Raw genomic sequence first — 26942 nt, 5'->3', positions numbered from 1 at the left:
TTTATTTGCCCTTTCTTTTATTATGTGTACTGAGTTTAGCGGTTTATGCGACATCGACCGATAAACTGATTGCGCACGCCCATACAAAACAACTTTCCGATAGCCGTTACTGGCATCTTTTGATGCATACCCCTGATAGTGAAAGCGAGATTGACGATCCGGCTTTTTTTCTCTCACCCGATGGAAAACAGAATCTTTCTGCCGAACTTGATACAACTATCCAGTATCTTAATGATGAGACGAACCGAAGCAATGAAAGCGTGTTTTGCCGTTTTCCGGCTCGTCGAGCATGGTTGGAACAAGAACTCAATACCACTTTCGGTGAGGGAAAATGCCGTGACTATGAAGCGCTTGTAGCCAAAATGGATCCCCAGAGCGTAACTCTCGTTTTTCCGAGCGCTCACATCAACTCCCCAGCATCGATGTTCGGACATACCTTTTTACGGATTGATTCATCCATGGAATCAAAATTGATGTCCTATGCGATCAATTATGCGGCGCATACGGATGAGACCAATGGGTTACTTTTTGCCTATAAAGGTTTATTCGGCGGGTATTACGGATATTACTCGATGCTCCCTTATTATGAGAAACTTAAAGAGTACCGTGACAGTGAATCCCGAGATGTATGGGAATATGATCTGAACCTCACCCATGATGAGGTGATGGCAATGGTGCGCCATATCTGGGAATTGCAGCGGATTAACTCGTGGTACTACTTTTTCGATGAAAATTGCTCCTATCACATGTTGTGGCTCACCGAGATTGCCCGTCCGAGTGTTCACTTGAGGGATCATTTTTTCTACTACGTCATTCCTCCCGATACGGTACGAGCTTTTGAGGAGGAAGATTTGGTGGTGCAAAAACACTACCGACCCTCTAAACGGACGAAATTATTGGCGTATGAAGGGCAGCTTTCTCCTCAAGCACTCCATGCGGTTAAATCGCTGAGTGCAGGGGAGATAAATTCTGCCTCATTGAATAGCATGAATTTATCAGACCAAGAACGTCGTTTTACACTTGAAGCAGCAGCAGAATTGGCGGAATATGACTACATTGAAGGAAAAATCACTAAAGACGTTTATGCCGAGCGTTATCATTCTCTCCTTTCCGGTCGTGCTGCTTTAGGTTCAGGCGAGACGCTCAATGTGCCCTCAAAATCCAATCCCGATTCTGCTCATCGTTCTGCGAGGATCGATGTATCTCAAGGGTGGTTTGAAAATCGTGCTCCTTTGCTGATCGGGTGGCGACCTGCTTTTCATGATTTGAGAGAAAATGATACAGGGCATCTCTCCGGAGCCCAGATTGAGTTTTTGGATACTCTTGTCGGGGTTGATCATGACAACGTTACGCTTGAAAAATTGACCATTCTCTCCTTGGCCTCCATTGCTCCGGTGAGCCATTTTTTTAAACCCTTTTCTTGGCGAATGAAAAGCGGTTGGGATCGCGAGTACGAAGGAGACAGACTAAGCTTTGTTACCCGCGTGGGAGCAGGTGCATCTATCGGAGATGAACGGATGTACGGATATATTTTGAGTGAGCCTGAGGTGAGATTCGGATTTAATGCCGATGTTGGATTGGGGTTCACTGCAGGTACTGCGATCAACTGGGGTAATCGGATGAAGAGCCATATAGAAACAGGTCATATCTTCTATTTGGATGGTAGCGATCGAAGCCGAGTCATGGTTTCTCAAGGGTGGCAATGGAGTCCTCTGGGGGGAGTGCAGTGCAGTTATGAAGGAATTGATCAGGATTACAGAGAAGATCGCTACAAACTTGGGGTGAACCTCTATTTTTAATTATTTTTTGGCATAATAGTTACACTTTTTAGGACGGAGTTTTTACCAATGTATATAGCGGAAGCGCGTTTTGCCCTTTGGGCCGATTTTATTGAACGGACATTTTTGGATGAGGGATTTAAAGAACTTATTGCGAAAGGGATTATTAACGGTGCTACCTCGAATCCCGCAATTTTTAAAAATGCCATTTTGACCTCTCCTGCCTATAAAGAACAACTCTCAACACTGAGTGGATTGTCACCCAAAGAAAAATATGAAGCATTGGCTATTTACGATATCCAAAAAGCCGCTGATATCTTGCGCCCGTTATTTGAAGCGGGAGATGACGGATATGTGAGTATCGAAGTGGATCCTTATTTATGCGATGATGCAGAGGCGACGATTAGTGAGGGGGTAGGGCTTCATGCCTCGATCAACCGTCCCAATGTTATGATCAAAGTCCCGGCTACGGAAGCAGGATACATCGCGATGGAAGCACTGGCATCTGAGGGGATCGCAGTTAATGCGACATTGATCTTTTCGGTTGAGCAGGCTCTTAAATGTGCGGAAGCATTTGAACGTGCGTCGAAAAAATCATCTGTAGATACTGTAATCAGTGTATTTGTCAGTCGAATTGATCGTGCAATCGATGAAACACTTCGCACTAACGGGGTTGAAACGGGTAAAATGGGTATTCTTAATGCCGCTGATATTTATAACAGAGTTGAAGCGCTTAATGTTCCAAAATGCCGTGTTTTGTTTGCCAGTACGGGTGTGAAAGGTGATGAATTCCGAGGATCGTATTATATCGATGAGCTTTTAGCACCGAACAGTGTTAATACGGCTCCGATCGCTACGATTGACGCTTTTGTACAAGGCGGAGATACGGTATTGAAACTACCGATAGGAAGTGATATCATCGAAGATCACCAAACTAAAGTTGCAAATGCGGGGATTGATATGGAAATGATTATTGATCAACAGATTCGTGAAGGATTGGAAGCGTTTAAGGTCGCTTTTGGCGAAATTTTGAGTGAATTGGAGTAAAAAATGAATTCAAATATTCAGCAAAGTATTCAGCAACCTGATTTGGGAGACCTCAATTTTGAGGTATTGAAAAAAATTCGCGGTTATCTTCGGCGCATGATCGATGCGGGAGGAAGTGACTTGCATATCAAAGCCAATGCGGTTGTTCGTGCACGAATCAATGGAGAAATTATTCCCCTTTCAGGTGAAATCTTTTCTAAGGATGATGCCCTTGTTTTTGCCAAAGAACTCCTTCGTACCCGTTTTCCTGAATTGGTCGAGAAAAAAGAGTTGGACTTGGTTTATCCGTTTGATGAAAATACCCGTTTTCGTATCAACATTTTTTTCCAAATGGAGGGGATATCAGCTGTTTTCCGTCTGATCCCCGTCAAAATCTTAACGGTAGATGAATTACTATTACCCGAAATCGTCCATAGTTTTGCGGAGATGGAGCGGGGATTGGTTCTCGTGACCGGTGTTACCGGAAGCGGTAAATCAACCACCTTGGCCGCATTGATCAATGAGATTAATTGGAAACGGCGTAAGCATATTATTACTATTGAAGATCCGATTGAGTTTGTCCATAAAGACCGTAAATGCATCGTCAATCAGCGCAGTATCGGTCAAGATACGCATACCTTCGGATCAGCATTGCGTGCAGCATTGCGAGAAGACCCTGATATTATTTTGGTTGGAGAGATGCGGGACATGGAGACAATCGAAATTGCGCTTCATGCGGCAGATACCGGGCATTTGGTTTTCTCAACACTTCATACGCTTGATGCAAAAGAGACGGTTAACCGGATTATCTCCGTATTTCCGACGGGTGAACAGAATCGTGTCCGTATGACTCTGTCCTCTGTCCTCAAAGGGGTGATTTCACAGCGGCTGATTCCAACCGTGGATGGAAAACGGACTGCTGCACTGGAAATTCTGATTCGCACCCCCCGTATTGAACAGTTAATCGCAGAAAATAGAGATATTGAGATCCCTGATACAATCGCAGAAGGGAAAGAACTCTATAAATCCCAGACGTTTGATCAGGGAATTTTAGATTTATATCTTAATGGGCGTATTTCTCGGGAGGATGCCTTGGCCTTTGCAACGTCACCATCGGATTTAAAACTTAAAATGGAAGGGCTCAGTGCTACCATTGATAAAGGAAAATTGGGAGTGGATGACGGTCCGAAAGAGTTTAAAGAAGAAGAGTTCATCGGCTTGAAAGGATAAAGTGGGTTTAGAATAGTTTAAACTATTTTTAAGTATAATTCGCCCCATTTTATTTACGAAGGACATGACACATGTTAGAAGGTATTTTAAGAGAGAGTATTGGCAAACGTTCAACAAAAGCGTACCGCCGTGATGGTTATCTTATTGCTAACATCTACGGAAAAGGGCTTGAAAATATTCACGCTGCGTTCAAAATGAACGATTTTATCCGTACTGTGCGCAACAAAGAAACCGTAGCATTTGCTGTAAACGTAGCGGGTAACGAGATGAACCTTGTTGTTCAAGGGTATGAGTCTCATCCAGTTTCAGGCAACTTGTTGCACGTTGATTTGATGGTTGCACAAGCAGGTGTTGTCACTCACTATCATGTACCGGTTAATACGGTAGGAACTCCTGTCGGTTTGAAAAACAAAGGTATGTTGTTCGTTGCTAAAAAACGTCTTCGCGTTAAAGCGGCAATTGAAAACTTGCCGGCAAATATCACTGTTGATGTTGCTCCACTCGATTTGGGTGATTCTGTATTGGTTCGTGATCTTCCACGTGTTGAAAACGTTACGTTTACTGATTCAGACCGTGTATCGGTTCTTAGTATCATTAAAGCGAAATAAGGATGCTGATCGTCGGACTGGGAAACCCCGGCTCGGCGTATGCATCAACCCGTCACAATGTCGGGTTTATGGTGATCGATGAACTTTGTCACCGTCGCAGTGTTCAAAACATTTCAAAGAGCTCCTTCGAAGGGGAGTTGTTTAAAATGGGGTCACACTTCCTGCTCAAACCTACAACCTTTATGAATCTTTCCGGTCGCTCTGTCCTTGCCGTTAAAAATTTTTATAAAATCGATGAGGTCATTGTTATTCATGATGATTTGGACCTTCCTTTTGGGGCATTACGCTTTAAAAGCGGAGGCGGTCATGGCGGACATAACGGACTCAAATCAACCGATGCCGCGATAACGCCTGAGTATATTCGTGTTCGTATGGGGATCGGAAAACCGGAACATAAATCGCAGGTGGCCGATTATGTATTGCACCCCTTTAGTGCAGAAGAACAATCTAAACTATCCAACTGGATTTCTGCCGCAGCGGATGCGGTAGAAATGCTTTTAACGCAAAGTTGCAGTGATGTTGCCGCGAAATGCTCCGTAAAAGGGGTGTAAAAATCTCGCAGGTTTAATTGGGTACAATAAACTTCAATATTTTTTATTTTAGGCTCTTATGCTCGCATTTAATACTTTATCATTCACGTATCTACGCTATTTCTCGATCGTATTGATTGCGTTAACCAGCTTTATGGTCGGATTCGATCTGATGGACAATGCCTCAGAACTTCCAAACTCCGCTAACCTTGTTTTGATTTATATCATGTATAAATATTTTTATGCGGTTGATATGATGTTGCCGATCTCCTTGATTTTTGCAATCATAGCTTCTTTGGTAGAACTGATCCGCTCCAATGCGTTGGCGGCATATTACGCACTCGGGTACTCAAAAATACGTATTATGGCCCCTTTTCTGAGTGTGGCTAGCGGGCTGATAATTATCTATATTTCCCTTCATGCGACCAATTTTGCCCGTTCAAACGAATTTGCCAACAACTTACGTGAAACCTCTCAGTTTATCCGTCCGACCAGTAATCTTTTTTTTACCCATGAAGGAAATTACATCTATTTCGGAAATCTTTATCCTTTGAGTAAGCGGGCGGAAGATATTCGAATCTTTACCTTTGAACAAGGCCATTTAAAAGAGGCTTTGAGTGCCAAAGAAGCAGTGTACGAGAATGGTTATTGGAATATTCAAAAAGCTCATTTAATACGTCCTCCCGAAGGGTTTGATCTACACGCTTCAGGGATCGTAACGGAAGATCGAAATAATCTTAAAGTACTGCGTGATTTTAAACCCAAAATTTTGGATCAGGTATATGAGGGGAAAGCCAACTTTACGATTGGCGACGGATTGGACGCGCTTAAGCTGCTTGAAAATCAAAATGTCGATGTGGCTAAAATTACGAGTGCCATGTACCGTATTTTTGTTTCACCATGGTTTGCACCGGTTTTGATGGTGATTTTTTTCACGTACGCCCCGGTGAGTGCCCGTTTCTTAAATCTCTCCTTATTTAGTTTTAGTGCCATTTTGGTAACCCTGATTGTATGGGGAGTGCTCTTTATGATGGGAGAGCTCTCAAACAATAAAACCTTATCACCTGAAATCGGGATAATCGTTCCGATTATGGTACTCGGCGGAGTAATGTTATGGCGACTTGGAAATCCCCTAAGGAGAGTTAGGGTAAAATCGCGACAAAACTAATCAATGAGGATTATGAGTGATCGATTTTAAAGCTCTGGCGCAGACCTACGGAACACCTTTGTATGTTTATGATTTTGATGCGATGAAAACGCAATTTGAATCTTTAAAAGAGGCGTTTCGCGGGCGTAAATCTATTTTAGCGTATGCCGTCAAAGCCAACTCAAATCTCAGCGTTGTAAAACATTTTGCGCAGCAAGGCTCAGGTGCGGATTGCGTATCGATTGGCGAGGTGCGTCGTGCTCTCATGGCGGGAGTACCAAAATATCGTGTTATTTTCAGCGGTGTCGGTAAACGTGATGATGAGATTCGTGAAGCGATCGAATCGGATATTCTCTACATCAACGTGGAGAGTGAAGCAGAACTTGGGCGAGTTGAAATGATCGCTCGGGAGCTGGGTGCCAAAGCCCGTATCAGTGTCCGTGTCAATCCGAATATCGATCCGAAAACTCATCCGTATATTTCAACCGGTTTACATGATAATAAATTCGGTGTGGAGATTGTTGCGGCAAAACGGATGTACATCCAAGCGAAAAACTCGCCTAATCTTGACCCCGTAGGTATCCATTTTCATATCGGAAGTCAGTTGACCGATTTGGAGCCGATTTACGAAGCGGCAGTCATCGTAGCCGATTTATTACGCTCCCTTCAAGCAATCGATATCGAGCTAAAATTCTTTGATATCGGCGGAGGGTTAGGGGTTCGTTACGACAATGAGACAACGATTGAGCCTTACGATTACGCACAAGCGATTCTTTCTGCACTCAAAGGAATCGATGTTACGATTATCATGGAGCCGGGACGATTTTTGACGGCGAATGCGGGATACTTTTTGACCAAAGTACTCTACGAGAAAAACAATGGTGAAAAACGTTTCGTAATGGTAGATGGGGCCATGAACGATCTTATCCGTCCGAGTTTGTACAAAGCGTATCACCGTGTTGAAGCGTTGGATAAAACGGGTGATGCAACTCCAGCCGATGTGGTTGGACCGGTATGTGAGAGCGGTGACTTTTTAGCCAAAAACTACCCGCTTCCACCGATGGAACACAATGATTTATTGGTTATTCACAGTGCAGGAGCCTACGGTTTCGGGATGGGAAGTAACTACAATACCCGTGGTCGCTCAGCCGAGATTGCCATCGAAGCAGCTAATGTACGTCTGATTCGACGTCGCGAAACGTTTGATGATGTTATCGCGTTAGAACGCGACTATCTGTAGGCTATAAACATGTATTTTGTGGATGTGCAAGGGACGCTAATCGAAGATAATACCAAACTTCCCACTCGTGGGGCGGTTGCTTTTATCGATTACCTTAATGCGCATCAGATTCCTTATATGGTCATTACCAACAGTACCAAAAATCCGAGTGATGAGTTCTTGGGATATCTTAATAGTATCGGGTTGAATATTCCTCGGGAACATTATCTCGATCCGTTGATGATGTTGGAGAGTCATATTGACAAAACCCGTAAAGTTGCGGCGTATGGATCTGCTCCTTTTTTACATGTTTTACAGGCGATGGGCTATACGTTGGATTTTTTAAATCCTGATGTTGTTTTAGTGGCCATCAAAGATGATTTCGTGAGCGATGAATATGCACAAATAATCGAATTTCTCCTTGGTGGTGCACAACTGATCGGGATGCATGAAACCACGCTGTATGCCAAGAATCACAAACGTTATCCCGGCGTGGGGGCAATTTTAAAAATGTTGGAATTTGCTACCTCGGTTTCCTATACGGTGGTCGGTAAACCGAGCATCGCTTTTTTCGAAGAAGCTTTATCTCGTCTTTCCCTGCAAAAAGCCGGGATAAAGTTCAGTGATATTACGATTATCAGTGATGATGTCAAAGGGGATCTTATCGGCGCGCAATCGTTGGGGATGAAAGGGGTATTCGTCCTTAGCGGCAAATATCGATCAGCGGATGAGATTATCCCCTCGCTAAAACCTCACGAGCGACCGGCGGAAATTTATGCCGATATGCAAGCAATATTGGAGCGTTTATGAATACTTTAGAAGAGTGCAGAGCACGAATTGATGAGATCGATAATGAGATCGTCGGCCTTTTGAACCGCCGCATGGAAGTGGTGCGTCGTGTCGGTGAGATTAAGCATGAAAGTAACACGGCAATTTATCGTCCAGAGAGAGAAAAATCCATTATTGATCGGTTGACTCAGATCAGTGAATCTTCCGGCGGACTTTTGAATACGGCTGCAATCGAAGCAGTATTTTTAGAGATTTTTGCGGTTGCCCGTAATCTTGAACTCCCTGAACGGATTGCCTATTTGGGGCCGGAGGGGAGTTTCACCCATCAGGCGGCAGAATCACGTTTTGGGGCAATGAGCGATTATCTTTCTCTTGGTTCGATCGAAGCTGTATTTAAAACGCTCGAAGCATCGCGTGCAAAATTCGGTGTAGTACCGATCGAAAATAGCCGTGATGGCGTCGTGGGAGAAACCCTTGATCTATTGGGCAAAAGCAGCGTTAAAATTGTTGCCGAACTTTATATGCCGATTCATATGGCATTTGCCACCAAAGCGGAGAAAATTCACCATATCAAGCGGATCTATTCGAAAGACAAAGGGTTTGGGCAATGTCGGGAATTTTTAGCGGAACACGGCTTGGATACGATCGAACACATACCGGTTGAATCGACTGCAAAAGCGGCTATTTTGGCTTCTAAAGATCCTGAAGCGGCCGCTATCTGCTCCCATATCGCGGCAAAACTGTACGGTGTTCCGACATTGTTTGAAAACATCGAAGATGCCCATAACAATGCAACGAGATTTTTTATCCTCAGCGATTTTAAAAACGGTATCAGCGGTGAGGATAAAACCTCGATTCTGGTACGCTTAAAAGATGCTCAGAAAGCGGGAGCCTTGGTTCATTTCTTGGAAGATTTTAACAATGCCGACATCAATCTTAGCAAAATCGAAAGTCGGCCGTCGCGGGATAATGATGGTTTCGGATATTGGTTTTTTATCGATTTCTTCGGTCATATTGATGAACCTAAAATTCAATCATTGGTCCAGAAACATGTCGATGAAGTGACATGGTTGGGAAGTTACGTAAAGGGAGAATTATGAAATTTAATGAAGCGTTAGAGTCTATTAAAACCTACGAAGCAGGTAAGCCGATCGAGTTGGTTGTCCGTGAGTATGGGATCGATAAAGATTCGATCGTGAAACTTGCCAGTAATGAGAATCCGTTTGGATGTTCACCGAAAGTAAAAGATGCCGTTCGCTTAATCATCGATAATATGGCCCTTTATCCTGATGACTCGATGGTCAAACTTAAAACCGCTTTATCGGGTAAATACGGCATTAAAAGTAACGAATTGGTAATTGGTGCCGGAAGTGATCAAGTGATCGAATTCGCAATCCATGCGAAAGCGCATGGCGGTTCGAAAGTGCTTATGAACAGTGTCACTTTTGCGATGTATGAGATTTATGCGAAGCAAGTGGGGGCGCACATCATCCGAACCGCATCGCGCGAGCATGATATGGACGAATTTTATGCACTTTATTGTGAACACAAACCCTCGATCATCTTTTTGTGTACGCCGAACAATCCGACCGGGGATGCTCTCAATGCAGCATCGATGCTCGCTTTTATCGAAAAAATTGATAATGACACCCTTGTGATCGTCGATGGTGCTTACATGGAGTATGCCCGTTTCAAAGACCCTTCCTATGCGGTTGAACCGCGTGAATTGATTGAACGGTTTGAGAATGTCCTTTTCTTGGGGACTTTTTCAAAAGCGTATGGATTGGGAGGAATGCGCGTCGGGTATGGAATTGCTCAGGCACCTATTATTGAAGCTCTTTATAAAGTACGCCCGCCGTTTAATATTACGACGCTCTCCTTGGAAGCGGCATCGGTAGCATTGGAAGATGAACCGTTTGTTCAAGAATGTATTCGTGATAATTTTGCGCAGATGAGCCGTTATGAGGAATTTGCACGCGCTAAGGGGATCGATGTGATTGACAGTTATACCAATTTCGTCACTTTATCGCTTCCTGAAGAAAAAAATTCATCAAAAATTGCGCAAGAACTCTTAAAAAAGGGTATGATTGTACGTGATTTAAGCAGTTACGGATTGAACGCGATTCGTGTTACAATCGGAACCCGAATTCAAAATGATCGTTTCTTTGAACTCACCGATCCTTTATTATAAAAATAGGTAACAATGGATTTTAAGGCCCTTTTTTCGCAACTTGTCGTTTTTTTCGGAAAGCTCACTCAGGCACAAAAAACTATTATCGGTGCAGCAGTTGCTGGAATTGTCGCATTTTTAGTATTTTTGGTTGTTTATACCTCTGATGGGACTGCCGGCGGTGACAAAAGTTATCAAGTTCTTTTTGATCAACTAAGCAGCGAAGATGCCGCAAAAGTGGTGGAACAGCTCGAAAAAGACAAAATTCCCTACCGTATTCCCCGTGATAATGTTATTGAAGTTCCGAAAGATGTCGTCTATAAAGAGCGTATTACAATCGCTTCTATGGGGATACCGAAAGAGGGGCATGTCGGATTTGAACTTTTTGACAAACAAGAATTCGGTTCGACCAATTTTGACCAAGAGATTAAGTTTCGTCGAGCGTTAGAAGGGGAACTTGCCCGATCAATTGACTCACTTGGACCGGTCGAAAAATCAAGTGTTTCTCTTGCTCTTCCTAAAGAAACCCTTTTTGTCTCCGAAGCGGTACCCCCGTCTGCTTCCGTTATGGTTCAGCTCTCCGAGGGTGGAAAACTTTCCCCTAAACAAATACGCGGGATCAAAAAGCTGGTTGCAGCAGCTGTGCCGAAATTGACTCCAGAAAATGTGACATTGATTGATTCAGAGGGCGAGGCCCTTGGAGATGATGATGCGGCGGCGGCGATGGGTGAGCTCTCATCCATGCAACAGCAATACAAAAGCAAAGAAGAGAAAAAGCAAGAAGAGAAAATTGTTAATGTACTTGCCCCATTTATCGGCGGTAAAGATCGAATCGTTGCCAAAGTAACGATTGAGTACGATTTCTCTGAGCAAAGCTCTACGTCTGAAAAGTTTGATCCTGAAAGTGTTGTTCGCAGTGAACAGTCCTCGGAAGAAAAACGTGAAGGGGGTGCTCCCGCAGCGGCTCCCGGAGGTGTTCCGGGTGCTGTCAGTAACGTAGGACCGGTTGAGGGCCTTGCAAGCGGCGGAAGCGGAGAGAAATACGAGAAAACCACCGGAACCACAAATTACGAAATTTCCAAAACGGTTTCAACGACCAAAATGGAGTTTGCCCGTATTAAACGTATGACAGCAGCAGTCGTTGTGGATGGTAAATATGAACCGAAAAAAGATGCGGCAGGCGAAGCGACGGAAGAAGTAGAATACATCGCTTTGGATGAAACACAATTGCAGGCAATTGATGCATTGGTTAAACAATCTATCGGAGTGGATGAACAGCGCGGAGATCAGGTCAGTATCCGTAATTTTGAGTTTCAAACCACAAAAGCGGGAATGGAACCAAAAGATGCCGCATCCAAAACCACGGCGTTCGTAGATACCTATCTTGCTCCGTTTGCTCCGTTGTTTAAATATCTTTTTGTCGCGCTTATTCTCTTTATTGCCTACAAAAAAATCATTATCCCTTTTGCCGAGCGGATGCTTGAATTCAGCCGTGAAGAAGAGGCGTTTGAAAAACCGAATCTTGAAATTGCCGATGATGAAGATGAAGATTTGGTGGAAAAAGTACAGCAGATGCGTAAAAAAGTGGAAAATCAACTTGGGCTTGGGGATAATTTCAACGAAGACGAGCTTAAATATGATGTATTGCTTGAAAAAGTGCGTGAGATAGCAGAAGAACACCCTGAAGAGATTGCTTCGTTAATCCAGACCTTGATTGATGAAGAGAGTACTCCGAACGATGCAAACAAGCGATAGGAGAGAGGTATGAACTTATCACCTTCCCAGCAATCCAATTTCGAAGAAATGAGCATGACCCAAAAGATTGCCATTCTTTTGGTGCAGCTTGGGGAAGAGGTTACAGCGACTATTTTTTCACGAATGAATGTAGAAGCGATTACGGAAATATCCAAATACATTGCCAACAACCGCTCCATTGAGAAAAATCTCGGTGCGGCAGTTTTAGAAGAGTTTTACGCGATTGTCCAATCCAATCAATACTTAAACACAGGCGGTCTTGAATACGCCCGGGAGATTTTGTACAAAGCGCTGGGGCCGGATGAAGCGAAAAAAGTATTGGAACGTCTCAATAAAACGATGCAAAATACTCAGAATTTTTCTTATTTGGCCAAAATCAAGCCTCAGCAACTGGCCGATTTTATTATGACGGAACATCCGCAGACGGTTGCATTGATCTTAGCCCATATGGACCCTTCCGCTGCGGCTGAAACACTCTATATCTTCCCCGATGAACTGCGCGCTGAAGTGGCAATGCGTATGGCAAAACTGGGGGATATTTCTCCCTCTATCATCAAGCGCGTCAGTGCCGTACTCGAATCCAAACTTGAAGCGCTCGCTTCTTACAAAGTCGAGGTGGGCGGGCCGCGTTCTGTTGCCGACGTATTCAACCGTTTGGGTACGAAAGTCTCCAAAGCGACCTTGTCACAAATCGAGCAGTTGGATCAAGAACTGGCTTCATCGATCAAAGAGATGATGTTTACCTTCGAAGATATTGTCGACCTCGACGGTGCCGGTATTCGCGAGATCCTCAAATCATCCGATAAAAATGATCTGATGCTGGCTCTGAAAAATGCGGCCGAAGAGCTCAAAGAGAAATTCTTTGCCAATATGTCCCAACGTGCCAAAGACGCTTTTATCGAAGAACTCCAATTTTTAGGTGCAGTTAAAATGAAAGAGGTTGAATCTGCTCAGCGCAAAATTGTCGATGTGGTACAAGCCTTGGCGGAACAAGGTGTCTTGCAACTCGGTGAATCTGAAGAGATGGTGGAATAATTACTATGGATGTGGTCATTCAAAACAATTCACACGGTGCCCACGCCATTAGCAAGTACCAGTTTAAAATTCTTTCTTCTCTTTCGGGGATGAGTGTCGGTGATGCGACGCATGAAATACATCATACCCTTCAAGAAGAGCCTGTTGTTGAACGTCGCAGGGAGAGCGGTACATCGTCCAAAGATGAGTTGATTGAATCATTGCTTAAAAAAGCAGACGAGATGAGTTCCAATGTGATTAAGATGCAAATGCGGATCGAATCAATGCAAGAAGAGCATCTAGCTGCACTTGAAGAGGCTAAGAGAGTTGGATTTGAGGAAGGGGTAGAGGCAGGTGTCGCACAAGAACAGGCTAAAAATTCGGGCCAGAGTGCACAATCGCATGAACAACTTTCGCAGTCGGTTAAAACCCTTGAAAAAGCAGCGGCTGACTTTGTCGTTGCACTAGAGTCGATTCAAAAAGAGCTTACCCATACGGCTTTGGATATTGCCAAAGAGGTCATTGGCATTGAGACCGGAGAACATAGTTCCAAAATAGCGGCTAAACTCTCGAATGATTTGATCGAAGAGCTTAAAGATGCCTCTAAAATTACCCTTCGAGTGAATCCTGCCGATCATGGATTTATCTCTGAAAAAGTAGGTTCCCTAACGCATGTAGAAGTATTGTCCGATCGTGCTATCAGCCCCGGCGGTGTTGTTGCCATCAGTGATGCGGGAAATATCGATTCAGAAATTAAAAAGCGCTATGAGCGACTTAAACGTTCACTTTTACTTGAATCGTAAAGCATTTTCGCAAACATTCACTTTTATACTATAGTATTCGTACAATAATAATTTTTTAGGACAGTGCATTATAATGGATATCAAAAATTTTACTTTGCCTCAATTGGAAGATCTTTCTCAAAAAATACGAGACCGTATTTTAGAGGTAGTGAGTACCAACGGAGGGCATTTGAGTTCTACTTTGGGAGCGACAGAAATTATTGTTGCGATGCACAAAGTATTTAACTCCACCAAAGACCCTTTTATTTTTGATGTTTCTCATCAGTCTTATGCCCATAAACTTCTAACCGATCGATGGGAAGAATTTGCAACACTGCGTCAGTTTAATGGATTAAGTGGTTACACAAAGCCCTCAGAGTCGAAAAGCGATTATTTTGTGGCAGGGCACAGTTCCACCTCTATTTCCCTCGGCGTCGGTGCGGCAAAAGCGATAGCCCTTAAAAATGAGCAGGAGAGCCGTATCCCCGTTGTGGTGATCGGGGATGGGGCAATGTCAGCGGGGATGGCATATGAGGCGATGAATGAGCTGGGGGATCGCAAATATCCGATGGTGATTATTCTCAATGACAATGAGATGAGCATCGCCAAACCGATCGGCGCGATTAGCCGTATGCTGAGTTCCGCAATGGCAAGCCCCTTTTATCAACGGTTTAAACGTAAAACGGAGCAGTTTGTTGATAACTTCGGTGAAGGGGCCCATTATCTTGCCAAACGGTTTGAGGAGTCGTTTAAACTGATTACTCCCGGGATTATGTTCGAAGAGATGGGTATTGAGTACATTGGACCCATTGACGGACATGATCTAAAATCGCTGATCGAGACGTTTGAGATTGCTAAAGGGATGGGTAAGCCGGTTTTAGTCCATATTCAGACGATTAAAGGCAAAGGGTATGAGATCGCTGAGGGGAAACACGAAAAATGGCATGGGGTCTCACCGTTTGATCTCAAAAGCGGAACGGCAAATAGTAAAAGTTCCCTTATAAGTGCCACGCAAATTTACGCGGATGCCCTGATGAATCAAGCCGACAAGAATGAAAAAATTGTAGGGGTTACGGCTGCGATGCCAAGCGGAACAGGCTTAAGCGCATTAATGGAAAAATACCCGGAACGTTTTTGGGATGTGGCAATCGCAGAACAGCATGCCGTTACGTCGATGGGGGCATTGGCAAAAGAGGGGTTTAAACCGTTTTGTACGATTTACTCCACTTTCTTGCAACGAGGATTTGACCAAGTGATCCACGATGTATGTTTGATGGATTTACCGGTGGTCTTTGCCCTCGATCGTGCCGGAATCGTCGGAGAAGACGGTGAAACCCATCAAGGGGCGTACGATATCAGCTTTTTACGGCTGATCCCCAACATGACCCTCTGTGCTCCACGTGATGAACTCTCTTTTCATCAGATTGTCGATTTTGCGTCGACGTATGCACATCCATGTGCCATTCGTTACCCAAGGGGTGCGTTTGCAGAAGCGGATCTCCCCTCATCGATCCCTTATGAGAGAGGAAAAGCTCAATTGCTTATTTCCAACGACTCCAATCGGCTCTTTATCGGATACGGCAACGGGGTCGGACGTGCGGCGCAAACGATGGCATTTATGGAGGAGAAACCTTCATTGCTCGATTTACGCTTTGTAAAACCTCTGGATTCTGAGATGTTACGCCAAATGGCACAAAAGCATAAGCAATGGTATGTTTTTAGTGATTCATCCCGTATGGGCGGGGTAGGAAGTGCATTGCTGGAATGGTTGTCGGAAGCGAAAATTACCGATGTAGGGGTGGTGAGTTTCGAATACGATGATGAATTTATCAAGCACGGTAATACCAAGCTCGTCGAAGAGTCTTTGGGATTGCTCCCTGAACAATTAGCCCTACGCGTTATCGGAGAATAATTACCCCGGCGATACGTCCCGTCTGCTGTAAATCAGCACGATAGGAAAAATACTCTTCATGAGAGCATGAGGTGCAGTGATTACTCACTTCAATGTGTTCGCTCATGATCCCCAATACCTCTAATTGTTTCAAAAGAATCGTATTCACCTCTAAAAATACTCTCTCTTCGATTCTTTTCAGCGCACTAAGATACCCTTGTTCTTCTGTCTCTTTTGCAATCTTTTGGTTGATTTCATAGCAGCATCCGTGGATGGATGGACCTAACACTACCCGCAGATTTTCACAATCACAGCCAAATTGTTCTTTCATCGTTTGAATCGTTTTGGGCAAGATTTCATTGAATGCTCCCGCCCGACCTGCATGGACTGCCGCAGCAACATGACGGATAGGGTCGTAGATCAGTATGGGAGTACAATCGGCACTCATAACCATAAGAGGTGTATTGAGGCGGTTGGTGATCAGAGCATCGCATTCGGGCGGTGTATCAAAGGTTAACTCCTCATGGACGATGATGATCCGATCTGAGTGAATTTGACGCATGTGGACGAGAGCATGACGATTGTAATTGAGTGTCTGGGCTAGAGCATCGTGATTGGCTACAACATGATCGGGGTTGTCCCCGACATGAAATGCGAGATTCGCACTGGTGTAGGGGATAGTAGAGCTACCGCCATGGCGCGTGGTAAAACAGGCGGTGATCGTCGGATACGATGATAAGAGCATTGATGATACGGTTTTCATGTCGGTGAGTATACCGCTGAAGCGTTTTAGTTGAAATTAAACGGCTGGAATGACCCAATTCTACTGCACATTTTCAGTATTCTCTGATTATACTACTTCTGATTTTTACCTATATTTAGTCAAAGGGTTTGAATGGATACAGATACATTAGGGGTTGTCGTATCATTGATAGGGGCGGCATTCGTTGCTCGCCAGACATACGCCCATTTTATCCGAAATCGGGCGTTTGCTTATATCGAACGGTTTAATCATAAAGATTTTATGGAGCTTCGAATCGCTATCGAACAGTGGATTAGTGAAAATCCAAATCCATCCAGTCTTTCGACATTGTTAAAATCAAAAGCTTTAGAGGATATTGCGATGTCGGTACAGATACGTACCTATTTGAATCTATTTCAGGAACTTGCCGTCGCATTTGAGAAAGGGATGGTCGATAAACATATTTTTTACCGAAATTTTGACTTTCTGATCGTTTCAAACTGGGAGCGATTTGCCGATTTTATTTATACCATACGGGCATTGAGCGGTGATTTTACCATCTATAAACGGTTTGAACTGATGGCAAAAGAGGTTAAATCGGCTAAAAAAACGGACAGTGTAGAGGGTAAAATTTATGTGTTTGGGTACGGTTCTTTGATGCTTGAGGAGAGTATTCATAAAACACTTCAGCGTCCAGACGGAAGATACCCTCTTTTTGATGCAACGTTACAAGGATACATACGGGGATGGGATATTGTAATCGATATCTTTTCCGATACGCTTCAACGACCGCTCAAGGCATTGTTTTTAAATGTACGCAAGCAGCCTGAGGGGTCAGCGGACGGTATGATTTTCAGTGTCACGTTGGACGAATTGAATCGCCTCAAAGAGCGTGAAGTCAATTATGATTGTATCGAAGTGACGCCGCGTGTCTCGTCATTAATTCTTCAATCTTCCGATGTGGTTGTGACCTTTGTCGGACAAAGCGAACATTTGCTGGATCAGTGCCGTGAAACGTGCTATGTGATGCAACGCTATCTCAATGTTTTGGAAAAAATCAAACCGCTGTATCCCCGACAATATCAACTCATGCAAGAATCTGCCTCATTTGAAGCGGAAGTGTTGGAGGGGACCTATTCATTTCCGGCTAAGGGATGAGAGCAATTTGCTGCATTTTTTGTGCTATGAAGTGATTTTATAATAGTTTTGACATTTTTATCGTATATAATGCTTAATTAAAGGTAAACTGGAGAGCGATCAATATGTATGCCAAACTCATAAAAGTAAAGATGCTTTGGACATTATTGGTTGTAGCTTTAATACCGATGGCACTTATTTCTCTGTACAGTTATTACAATATAAAGCAACAAATTATCTCTTCGCAGCTATCGCATTTGGAAGCAATCTCCCAGCTGAAATCGCTACAGATTGAACATTTTTATAATGACATCACAAATGATCTCCATATCATTCATGCTTCACCCTATACTAAAAATTTAATTCTAAATAAATCGTCTGATTTGGCGGGAGCGAAAAAATTATTTGAACAACAACTGAGTCAATATATGTTTGATGATGAAATTAATAAAATCTATATCATAGGATTGGACGGAAATATTATTGCAAGCTCACAAAAGCGAGCCAGTGATAACGTTGCTGCCTATAATAAAATCGCATTTGAAGAAGGTAAGCGAACAATGTACTTTTCCGATATTTACCTATCGGATGTGTCATTAGGGAAAGACAAAAGGTATCTGTTTAATGCGTCTGTCCCTATTTTTGACTATGAAAATAAAGTGATCGGGGTAGTCGTCGGTGAATTTACGGCAGATGCTTTTTTTAATCAAATACAAGATTATTCAGGATTGGGAGAGAGCGGCGAAACACTGTTGGGTAAGAAATCGAAAGATAAAGTCATTTTTTTGAATCCGTTAAGGCATGATCAGAATGCTGGAATGAAAAGAAGTGCACGTATAGACGGTCATATAGGGAGACCTGCTGTTTTGGGCGCAACGGGGCACAACGGAAATGGACTATCGATTGATTATCGGGGGGTAGAAGTTCTTGCCGCATGGAAATATGTTCCGACAACCGGTTGGGGGATAGTGGCCAAAATCGATCAAACTGAAGCGTTTAAACCTTTGGAAGCCATCAGAAACAGTATTGCCCTTACGGCCCTTATATTATTGATCCTTGGTGTGAGTGTTTCGTTAAAAATGAGTGACGACATCGCAGCTCCTGTGGATAATCTGGAAGAGGAAGCGCATCGGGATGCATTGACGGGATTGCCGAACAGAATGATGTTGATGGAACTTTTGGAACAGGTTATCAATAAGGCAAAACTAAAAGATACGATTGTCGCTGTTATGTTTTTAGACCTTGACGGCTTCAAATGTGTCAATGATACCTACGGGCATGAAGTTGGAGATATATTGCTGAAAAATGTCGCTTTGAGACTTACCAATTGCATTAGACAAAGCGATACAGTAGCGAGATTGGGCGGTGATGAATTTGTCATATTACTGTGCGGTGCTCAGGATATAAAAAATATAGAAAAAATAGCGGCAAATATCATCCAAGCATTGAGTAAAGAATTTTCAATCGGAGGATCGATAGCAAGGATCGGAGTGAGTATCGGCATAAGTATTTTTCCCATAAATACAATAAATGCAGATGAAATAATCAAACAAGCGGATAAGGCGATGTACGAAGCAAAAAAATCGGGAAAAAATAATTTTAAATTCACGGATGAATTTCACAGCGTGATAATTTAAAGCATTTTGATTTGAAGCAGTAGTTGAGTACTATTCTAATGATTTGCATAAGGCAATAAATAGGATAAAATACCTCAAAAATGGGACGAAGGATAGTGTGGTGCTGCAAAGACAAATGAAATCGGTACGATTGGACGGAGTGGATACAACCCTAAAACGCTCCGAGCTTCAAGTGTATTTCCATCAAAGTTTCAATCTTTTTGAGTCATTGTTTGAACTGTTGAAAAGCGATGATGTTTATTATCTTCAATCCGAACCGACACGTCATCCGATGATTTTTTATTTTGGACATACGGCGATTTTTTATATTAATAAACTGGTGGCATCGGGTGCGTTAAAAGAGCGGATTAATCCCCATTTCGAAGAGCTGTTTGCTGTCGGTGTCGATGAAATGACGTGGGATGCCAGTAGTGATTCACTCAAATGGCCGAGTGTCGATGAGGTGAGGGGGTATCGGCAAAAAGTTCGCCTTCTTGTGGATGAGATGATTATGACGTTACCGATGAAGCTTCCAATAATGAAAGAAGATCCATTATGGGCAATATGGATGGGGATCGAGCACGAGCGTATCCACATTGAAACTTCTAGTGTTCTGCATCGTCAAATGGCGTTGGAATTTATCCTTCCTCACGAAGATTTTCTGCTGTGTCCCGTTCAGGGGGATACTCCTGAAAATGCTCTGGTCTCTTTTTCCGCATCAAAAGTGTCAATGGGGAAAGGCTCAGCGGATCAGGGGCTTTACGGGTGGGATAATGAATACGGACATGCACAGGTGAGCGTAGAAGCGTTTCAAGCCTCCCGCTATCTGGTCAGTAACGGCGAGTTTATGGATTTTGTGATGGCAAATGGATACAAAGTGAGTCGATGGTGGGATGAAGAGGGGCTTCGCTATCTCCAAATCCGTAAAGCGACGTGTCCTCCGTTTTGGATTCCGCAAGAGGAGGGCACCTATAAATACCGCTCACTCACTCACGAGATCGATATGCCCTATAATTGGCCGGTAGAGGTAAATGCCCTCGAAGCGGAAGCGTTTTGCCGCTGGAAAAGTGCTCAAGAGGGGATGGCCTATCGTCTCCCAACGGAGGCAGAGTGGAGGGTGATGGTAGAAGCGGGTGGTATAGATGAAGAGATATTTGATGATGAGCGTGCCAACATCAATCTTGCCCATTTTGCCTCTTCTGTCCCTGTAGATACGTTCGCCCACGGTGAGCTCTATGATGTCGCGGGAAATGTGTGGCAATGGACCCAAACGCAGATGGATGGATTTGATGGGTTTGTGACCCATCCGTGGTACGATGATTTTTCAGAACCGACGTTTGATGGAAGACACAACCTTATCAAAGGGGGATCATGGATATCTACCGGTAATGAGATACTCCTAGAGTCTCGTTACGCATTTCGCCGCCATTTTATCCAACATGCCGGATTTCGATACGTGGTCGGTGAGGGTGCAAACGAGAGTGATAAATACGCCAACATCGATCAGATGTATGCGCGATGGGTAAAACGGTATGGATGAGTTTCGCTTTATTGACCGCAGTGACTCAAATGCCGAAAAATATACCCTTCGGCAAAAGCTTTTTCATACCCAAGAGGTTCAGCCCCTTTGGGTCGCCGATATGGACATCGCTACCCCTGAGTGTGTTATCCACGCGGTTCAAAAGAGACTTCTTCATCCGATACTCGGGTATGAGATCATGAGCGATAGCGCCTACGAAGCGCAGATCGAGTGGGTGCGGGAGCATCACGGCTTTACGATACAACGTGAATGGCTGAGCTACTCCCCCTCGGTCGTCGCCTCGATCGGGTGTGCGATCCGTGCATTCAGTGAAGAAGGCGATGAGGTGATCGTCATGGACCCCGTCTATCCTCCGTTTTATGGCATGGTGAGGGATAATAGCCGCTCTTTGCTTCTTCATCCGTTGAAACAAGACAATACAGGAGTCTACCGTTTTAATATCGAGCGCCTTTGTACTCAAATTACACCGAAAACTAAACTGCTATTGCTCTGCTCTCCCCACAATCCGATCGGGCGGGTATGGAGCCGTGATGAGCTTTTAGCGTTGGGGGAATTGTGTTTGGAACACGGTATTGTGATTATCAGCGATGAGATTCACTCTGATATTGTTTTTGCCCCTCATGCGCATATCCCGACCGCATCATTATCTTTGGAATTGTTAAACAATACGGTGACACTGATAGGACCGGGGAAAACCTTTAATATGGCGGGATTTTCGATTTCTACCGTTTGTATCGCTTCGGATGAACTACGCGCACTCTATGAAAAAGAGGCGCATCGTGTCCACTTCGGTGATGGTGCGGCGCTCTCTCATGTAGCGTTTGAAACCGCTTACACCGAGGGTGGCGGGTGGCATAAAAAACTTTTAGCACATCTAAACGCGAATGCTCAACTCATTGAGACGTGGGTGGCAGAACACCCTGTGATTCAATGTCGAATTCCAGAAGCAACCTATTTGGCATGGCTCGATTGCAGAGCTTTAGGGTTGAGTGATCGAGAGCTACGGGAGTTTTTTGTCCAAAAAGCGGGACTTGGGCTTAGCCCGGGACTCAGCTTTGGTAAAGAGGGATCAGGGTTTATGCGGCTCAATTTTGCCGTCTCTTCATCGGTACTCATGGATGCGTTGGATCAGTTGGATAAGGCTTTGAATGATTGAAAAAATCGAGCGTTTTATCCACGAGCATCACCTCCTGTCCTTGGCGAGTATGGGGGATCGGCTATGGTGCTGTTCGATGTTTTATGCGTATGACCCGCAGAGTATCTCATTGATCGTGGCCTCAGATGAGACGAGTGAGCATATGAAAAACGTGGCTCAAAATTTCCATGTCGCCGGAACGGTAGCGCTGGAGACCAAAACGGTAGGGAAAATACAGGGGATACAGTTTGTCGGGGTAATGGATAAAGCGGAAAAAAAAGCGCATGAACTTTATTTCGAAGCGTTCCCGTATGCGCGGATTATGAACCCGACCTTATGGGTTATACGCCTCGATGCGGTCAAAATGACCGATAACACCTTGGGCTTCGGAAAAAAGGTTACTTGGAAACGGGAGTTTTAGGGGTAAAATAACTGCACGGCGCTCCGCTGGAGTTTTGAACGACCATTGAGGGGATCATCTTTGCTTTAAAGCCATACGCTTTGCACCCGTGCGGTTGATGGGCTTCCCATGTGACAAAATAGTAGATACATCGATGACAGTTAATCTTTTGCATAGGTGGAATATTAGCGTATAATTGCACAGATTAAAAAGGATAACGATGAATAAACTGCTTTCAATGTTACAGCTTCAACAACAGCTAAATGATGCCACCAACGGAATCGGATGGGAACGCGGGACGACTAAAGAGGGAAAACGGATTAATTGGCGTCGTTGTATTTATATGGAGAGCGCTGAGATGATCGATTCGTTCGGTTGGAAACATTGGAAAAGTATTGCTCAGCCGACTGATTATGCAAACCTTCAAATCGAGATTGTCGATGTGTGGCATTTTGTGATGAGTTTGGTACTCGAAGACGGTATTTACCGTGAAAATGAAACGCATGAGCAGATGGTAACTTGGATGGCTGAAACCAAAGGGTATGAAATGCTTTGTACACAAAGTGCACCTGCTTTTGCATCGGATGAAGCGTTGATGTTGAAAATCGAGACCATTATGCGACGCTCACTGGAACCGGCGATCAATGGAGATTTGGAAAAAATGGTCGATGATTTTTTCCGTCTTTCGGTGATGGGTGCGTTGAATCTCGATGAGTTGTACCGTCTTTATGTCGGAAAAAATATCCTCAACCAATTCCGTCAGGATCATGGGTACAAAGAGGGGAGCTATATCAAAATCTGGAATGGCTTAGAGGATAATGCGGTGATGAAAAGTGCGTGGGAAACGAATCCCGATATGTCACCTTCTGAGCTGTACAGTGTTCTAAAAGAATCCTATCCTTCATAAATTTCTTTATATTCACCTTTCCACCGTTTATGGCACCAGAACCAAAGTTTCGGGTGCTCTTTAATCACCCGCTCCATTGCATTGACTTGTTGGATTGTCGCTTCTAAAATTGCCTCTTCATTAATCCCCTCAACGTCGATCGGGTCTTCAAATGAAACGGTGTAATGCTTTTCATCCTCACTGATGATATAAACCCCGACGATGGGGACTTGAAATTTACTGGCTAAATGGGCTGCTGTGGAAGAGTGATAAGCGCTATGGCTGAAGAAATCACCTTTCACCCCGTATTTCGCGTTACTGGCCTGATCGATCATCAGTAAAACGGAACCGTTCTTTTTGAGGGTTTTGGCCATATGTTTGAGCGCACCGTTTTTTTCTGCCAATTCCATCCGATGGTGGGAACGTGCTTCAAACAAATAGGGATCGAACTCACGACGGCTGAACCCTTTGTAAATCGAAGCAACGGGGGTGATAAGTGAGGAGAGTGCGGCACCGCCGAGCTCCCAATTTCCAAAATGGGCAGAGACAAAAATAATCCCTCTCCCTTGCGCTAAAACAGCATCCACTTTTTCGCGATTTTTGAACGTGACAACGGAAGCGATATCTTCGGCACTGTTTCGGCGATTCTCCATGGTTTGGAGCAGATTTAGAGCAAGATTTCGATAGCAATATCGCTCAATTTCCCCTTTTTCCGTATCGCTCAGGTTGTTGTTAAAGGCAAAGGCAAGATTTTGTTGAATAACTTGATTGCGTTTTGGTGCGAGTCGATGGGCGAGCGCGGACAAAGAGGTAAATACCCCTTTTCGCCATGACCTTGGTAATGCCATCAAAAAACTGTCCAAGAGTAGAAAGAGACGATATAGGAGCATTACAACAGTTCCTTGGCTTTTTGAAGTATGATCGAGGGGTCAATCTCTCGGATCGAAAAATCGTTGCGGTTAATCTTTAAAATATTGACCGATGAGGGGGATTTGATTCCGATATTGAGTGCGGTCGGGAAAATCATCCGTTCATTCGTAGGGCCGAAGAGGGTAATGGAGGCTTTGTTCATTCCCCAAGCCATATGGGTCGGACCCGTATCGTTTCCGATCGTGAGATCGCAATGTCCGATGAAGCTAACCAGCTCACGCAGTGACATTTTTGGAGCTATGAACGCATTCGTGGAATTCGCAGCGATCCATTGGGCATCATGGTATTCTGCTTCACTCCCCCAAATCAGATGACATGGATAGGGTAAGTTCTCACAGAGGGTTAAAAAATGCTCTTTGGGGTAACATTTACTCGGCCAGGAAGCTCCGATAACGCAGGCGATGTTTTTTTCACCCTTTAGGCACTCAGGTTTACCCTGGAGGGCGAAAAGGGGCTTTTTATCCAAAATGTCGTTTTCATCGTAAGTAATCTTGAGTGCTTCCGTAATGACGAGTACATTGCGTTTGATAACATTCATCTCATAAGCGATTGCAGAGGTTGTATCGTAAAAACTTGTGGCAAATTTTTCTCGTACACTGTTGCGATCGAAGCCGTGTACCCTCCCTTGGATAAAAGAGGTCACAATGGCCGATTTTAGGAGTCCCTGCGCATCGATGATATGATCATAGGTTTGACGTGATCGAAGGTTGCGGATGGTCTCTCTAAGGAGTAAAAAACTTTTTGTTTTTTTGATCCGTTTTATGGGAACACTGATCACTTCATGGAGAAGGGGATGGTTGTTTAAAATGGGTGCAAATGCCTCTTCGATGTACCAATCGATAAGCGCATCGGGATAATGTTTATGGATGATTTGTAAGACTACTGCAGTGTTGACAATATCGCCAAGCGCGCTAAGTCGAACAATAGCGATACGGATTTGAGGTGAATTCATAAGCGTAACTATAGCGCAACTAAGCTACAATATACTCTATTTTATACACTAAATGGAACAAAGCCTCCTTTGGTTACGCATGAGAGTATGGCACTAAAGTTGCCTCAAATGAGGCACGATTTTTAAGAGGAGATTAGAGTATGGTCATACAAGATATTCAGCAATATGCAGAAATCCGCCCGAAAGCGCGAGCCTATTTTTGTTATCTGTTTCACAAAAATCTTCCCAATCATCTCCCCTCCGTTTCGGTTGAGACATTAACGGCACGTTTACTTAAAATCCGAGGTGATTTAAAAGGGCTTGAAGCAGCCTATTTGCTAGATGCCAAAGGGAATCAAGTTTCTCCTACCTATCTCAAAAATGGGAAAACAGAGGAAGATATTGGAGAAAATCGCTCAACCCGTGCCTATTATTACCGTGCGATGCATGAGCGCCGATGTACGATTACTGATCCTTATCCATCCCTTTTAAACGATGAACTTACGGTTACTGCGTCTGAACCGATTTTTGATGAGAATGGTGAAATTGTTTATGTCGCCTGTATCGATCTTCCTCTTTCGGAAGTGCTTCGTATCGCCCATCCGCTTGCTTCTGAAACGGCTGCAGGGCGATTTTTTAAAATTGTTTACGCTATTTTCTCAATCGCATTGGCGTTTGTTGCATTGCTTCTTTTTGTCAAAGGGATTGAAGGATTTTTAGCGTATGGTTTGGGTCACTATGAGAGAATCGAAATAAAAGATATTTTTGAAGCGACTATTCTCTTGACCCTTTCGTTAGCGATATTTGATTTGGTCAAAACTCTTTTTGAAGAAGAGGTTCTGGGGAGAAGCAAAAAAGATCCTGCATCCGACATTCATAAAACGATGGTGCGGTTCTTGGGTTCGATCATCATCGCCCTCTCCATTGAGGCATTGATGCTGGTTTTTAAATTTGCGATGACTGCACCGGAGATGCTCATTAATGCAATTTATATTATTGGAGGGGTAGCTATTCTTATCATCAGTTTAGCGATTTATATCCGCTTTACCCACGAAAAGGAGCGTTTATGATAGCCATTGTTGACTACAACATGGGAAATTTAGCGAGTGTTAAAAATGCATTCAATCTTCTCGGAGAAGAAGTGGTCGTTGAATCCGATCCACACAAACTTAAAAATTACGATCGGATTATTCTCCCGGGTGTCGGAGCCTTTGGGGATGCTATGGAACATCTCAAAGATCGCGGGATGGATCAGGCCGTGAGCGAATATGCACAAAGCGGCAAATATTTATTGGGCATTTGTCTGGGGATGCAGTTATTGTTTGAATCGAGTGAAGAGTTCGGTATCTCTGAGGGGCTAGGGCTGATAGAAGGTCGCGTCGTTGCTTTTGATACCAGCCGTTTTCATACACCGCTGAAAGTTCCCCACATGGGATGGAATCGGATGTTTACTCAAGAGCATCCTCTTTTTCAAGGGTTGGATGAAGCTCATTATCTTTATTTCGTTCACTCCTATCATGCATTATGTTCGAATGAAGCGGATAGTATCGGGGAATCGGTTTACGGATACCGTTTCAGTAGTGCAGTTGCTCATGATAATGTGATGGGGATACAGCCTCACCCTGAAAAAAGCCATCAAAACGGCTTGAATATTCTCAAAAATTTTATTAACCTCTAAAGGATTTT

26 protein-coding genes are annotated in these 26942 nt (G+C 43.9%); 22 read left to right on the top strand and 4 right to left on the bottom strand.

Annotated features, from left to right (window positions below; translation table 11 throughout):
* Nucleotides 1–5 precede the first annotated feature (5 nt).
* The 14 genes from B649_RS09300 (at nt 6) to dxs (ending at nt 15960) form a co-directional block, all read left to right on the top strand.
* Entirely contained in the window at nt 6–1799 is a 1794-nt protein-coding gene (locus B649_RS09300) for a DUF4105 domain-containing protein (RefSeq protein WP_015654272.1), read from the top strand.
* Between the two features lie 48 nt (nt 1800–1847).
* Nucleotides 1848–2825: a transaldolase gene (locus tag B649_RS09295; RefSeq protein WP_015654271.1), complete on the top strand. Its 978-nt coding sequence runs from the start codon at nt 1848–1850 to the stop codon at nt 2823–2825.
* Nucleotides 2826–2828: 3 nt separating this feature from the next.
* A complete protein-coding gene (locus B649_RS09290) occupies nt 2829–4034 on the top strand; it encodes a PilT/PilU family type 4a pilus ATPase (RefSeq protein WP_015654270.1) in 1206 nt (401 codons plus the stop codon).
* 71 nt (nt 4035–4105) lie between these two features.
* Nucleotides 4106–4642, top strand: a complete 537-nt coding sequence (locus B649_RS09285; RefSeq protein ID WP_015654269.1) for a 50S ribosomal protein L25/general stress protein Ctc — start codon at nt 4106–4108, stop codon at nt 4640–4642.
* 2 nt (nt 4643–4644) lie between these two features.
* Nucleotides 4645–5193, top strand: coding sequence for an aminoacyl-tRNA hydrolase (gene pth, locus B649_RS09280; protein WP_015654268.1), 549 nt, complete (start codon nt 4645–4647; stop codon nt 5191–5193).
* Between the two features lie 58 nt (nt 5194–5251).
* Complete coding sequence (locus B649_RS09275) at nt 5252–6340, top strand: LptF/LptG family permease (protein WP_015654267.1); 1089 nt, start codon at nt 5252–5254, stop codon at nt 6338–6340.
* A gap of 16 nt (nt 6341–6356) precedes the next feature.
* Nucleotides 6357–7559 carry a diaminopimelate decarboxylase gene (lysA, locus tag B649_RS09270; RefSeq protein ID WP_015654266.1) on the top strand — a complete coding sequence of 401 codons (1203 nt, stop codon included), beginning with the start codon at nt 6357–6359 and terminating at the stop codon, nt 7557–7559.
* A gap of 9 nt (nt 7560–7568) precedes the next feature.
* Nucleotides 7569–8348, top strand: a complete 780-nt coding sequence (locus B649_RS09265) for an HAD-IIA family hydrolase (RefSeq protein WP_015654265.1) — start codon at nt 7569–7571, stop codon at nt 8346–8348.
* Complete coding sequence (pheA, locus tag B649_RS09260) at nt 8345–9427, top strand: prephenate dehydratase (protein ID WP_015654264.1); 1083 nt, start codon at nt 8345–8347, stop codon at nt 9425–9427. Before B649_RS09265 ends, pheA begins: the two co-directional genes overlap by 4 nt.
* Complete coding sequence (hisC, locus tag B649_RS09255; RefSeq protein WP_015654263.1) at nt 9424–10518, top strand: histidinol-phosphate transaminase; 1095 nt, start codon at nt 9424–9426, stop codon at nt 10516–10518. The genes pheA and hisC overlap by 4 nt, the downstream gene beginning before the upstream one ends.
* A 12-nt stretch (nt 10519–10530) precedes the next feature.
* Nucleotides 10531–12252, top strand: a complete 1722-nt coding sequence (gene fliF, locus B649_RS09250; protein ID WP_015654262.1) for a flagellar basal-body MS-ring/collar protein FliF — start codon at nt 10531–10533, stop codon at nt 12250–12252.
* A 9-nt stretch (nt 12253–12261) separates the two neighbouring features.
* Complete coding sequence (gene fliG / locus B649_RS09245) at nt 12262–13287, top strand: flagellar motor switch protein FliG (protein ID WP_015654261.1); 1026 nt, start codon at nt 12262–12264, stop codon at nt 13285–13287.
* A gap of 5 nt (nt 13288–13292) precedes the next feature.
* Complete coding sequence (gene fliH, locus B649_RS09240; RefSeq protein WP_015654260.1) at nt 13293–14069, top strand: flagellar assembly protein FliH; 777 nt, start codon at nt 13293–13295, stop codon at nt 14067–14069.
* 73 nt (nt 14070–14142) lie between these two features.
* Nucleotides 14143–15960, top strand: a complete 1818-nt coding sequence (dxs, locus tag B649_RS09235) for a 1-deoxy-D-xylulose-5-phosphate synthase (RefSeq protein WP_015654259.1) — start codon at nt 14143–14145, stop codon at nt 15958–15960.
* Here the strand turns inward: dxs and pgeF are convergent.
* Complete coding sequence (gene pgeF, locus B649_RS09230; RefSeq protein WP_015654258.1) at nt 15947–16702, bottom strand: peptidoglycan editing factor PgeF; 756 nt, start codon at nt 16700–16702, stop codon at nt 15947–15949. The genes dxs and pgeF overlap by 14 nt on opposite strands.
* A gap of 132 nt (nt 16703–16834) precedes the next feature.
* Here pgeF and B649_RS09225 point away from each other — a divergent pair, with 132 nt between their 5' ends.
* The 5 genes from B649_RS09225 to B649_RS09205 all read left to right on the top strand — a co-directional run bounded on the left by B649_RS09225 (nt 16835) and on the right by B649_RS09205 (nt 22530).
* Nucleotides 16835–17839 carry a DUF4760 domain-containing protein gene (locus B649_RS09225; RefSeq protein WP_015654257.1) on the top strand — a complete coding sequence of 335 codons (1005 nt, stop codon included), beginning with the start codon at nt 16835–16837 and terminating at the stop codon, nt 17837–17839.
* Between the two features lie 131 nt (nt 17840–17970).
* Complete coding sequence (locus B649_RS12310; protein ID WP_291750885.1) at nt 17971–19455, top strand: sensor domain-containing diguanylate cyclase; 1485 nt, start codon at nt 17971–17973, stop codon at nt 19453–19455.
* A 100-nt stretch (nt 19456–19555) separates the two neighbouring features.
* On the top strand, nt 19556–20974 hold the full coding sequence (gene ovoA, locus B649_RS09215; protein WP_291750884.1) for a 5-histidylcysteine sulfoxide synthase: 1419 nt from the start codon (nt 19556–19558) through the stop codon (nt 20972–20974).
* A complete protein-coding gene (locus B649_RS09210; protein ID WP_015654254.1) occupies nt 20967–22130 on the top strand; it encodes a pyridoxal phosphate-dependent aminotransferase in 1164 nt (387 codons plus the stop codon). Before ovoA ends, B649_RS09210 begins: the two co-directional genes overlap by 8 nt.
* Nucleotides 22123–22530 (top strand): pyridoxamine 5'-phosphate oxidase-like protein, encoded by a 408-nt coding sequence (locus B649_RS09205; protein ID WP_015654253.1) that lies wholly within the window; start codon nt 22123–22125, stop codon nt 22528–22530. The genes B649_RS09210 and B649_RS09205 overlap by 8 nt, the downstream gene beginning before the upstream one ends.
* On the opposite strand, the gene B649_RS12620 is transcribed toward B649_RS09205, so the two are convergent.
* A complete protein-coding gene (locus B649_RS12620; RefSeq protein ID WP_291750883.1) occupies nt 22508–22684 on the bottom strand; it encodes a uracil-DNA glycosylase in 177 nt (58 codons plus the stop codon). The genes B649_RS09205 and B649_RS12620 overlap by 23 nt on opposite strands.
* Before the next feature lie 45 nt (nt 22685–22729).
* Between B649_RS12620 and B649_RS09200 the strand changes: the two genes are divergently transcribed.
* Nucleotides 22730–23416, top strand: coding sequence for a dUTP diphosphatase (locus B649_RS09200; RefSeq protein ID WP_015654252.1), 687 nt, complete (start codon nt 22730–22732; stop codon nt 23414–23416).
* Here the strand turns inward: B649_RS09200 and B649_RS09195 are convergent.
* Together B649_RS09195 and waaC are read right to left on the bottom strand one after the other, a co-directional pair.
* Nucleotides 23404–24285 carry a lipid A biosynthesis lauroyl acyltransferase gene (locus B649_RS09195; protein WP_015654251.1) on the bottom strand — a complete coding sequence of 294 codons (882 nt, stop codon included), beginning with the start codon at nt 24283–24285 and terminating at the stop codon, nt 23404–23406. The genes B649_RS09200 and B649_RS09195 overlap by 13 nt on opposite strands.
* The gene (gene waaC / locus B649_RS09190; RefSeq protein ID WP_015654250.1) at nt 24285–25277 is read right to left on the bottom strand and encodes a lipopolysaccharide heptosyltransferase I; all 993 of its coding nucleotides are present in this window, start codon (nt 25275–25277) and stop codon (nt 24285–24287) included. The genes B649_RS09195 and waaC overlap by 1 nt, the downstream gene beginning before the upstream one ends.
* A 140-nt stretch (nt 25278–25417) precedes the next feature.
* Between waaC and B649_RS09185 the strand changes: the two genes are divergently transcribed.
* Both B649_RS09185 and hisH read left to right on the top strand, forming a co-directional pair.
* Entirely contained in the window at nt 25418–26326 is a 909-nt protein-coding gene (locus B649_RS09185; RefSeq protein ID WP_015654249.1) for a PDC sensor domain-containing protein, read from the top strand.
* Nucleotides 26323–26934 carry an imidazole glycerol phosphate synthase subunit HisH gene (hisH, locus tag B649_RS09180; RefSeq protein WP_015654248.1) on the top strand — a complete coding sequence of 204 codons (612 nt, stop codon included), beginning with the start codon at nt 26323–26325 and terminating at the stop codon, nt 26932–26934. Before B649_RS09185 ends, hisH begins: the two co-directional genes overlap by 4 nt.
* Nucleotides 26935–26942: the final 8 nt, after the last annotated feature.

Source organism: Candidatus Sulfuricurvum sp. RIFRC-1, assembly GCF_000310245.1.
Taxonomy (GTDB): Bacteria; Campylobacterota; Campylobacteria; order Campylobacterales; family Sulfurimonadaceae; genus Sulfuricurvum.
Note: the sequence above shows the minus strand (reverse complement) of the source record. Positions and strands in the feature narration are given on the sequence as shown.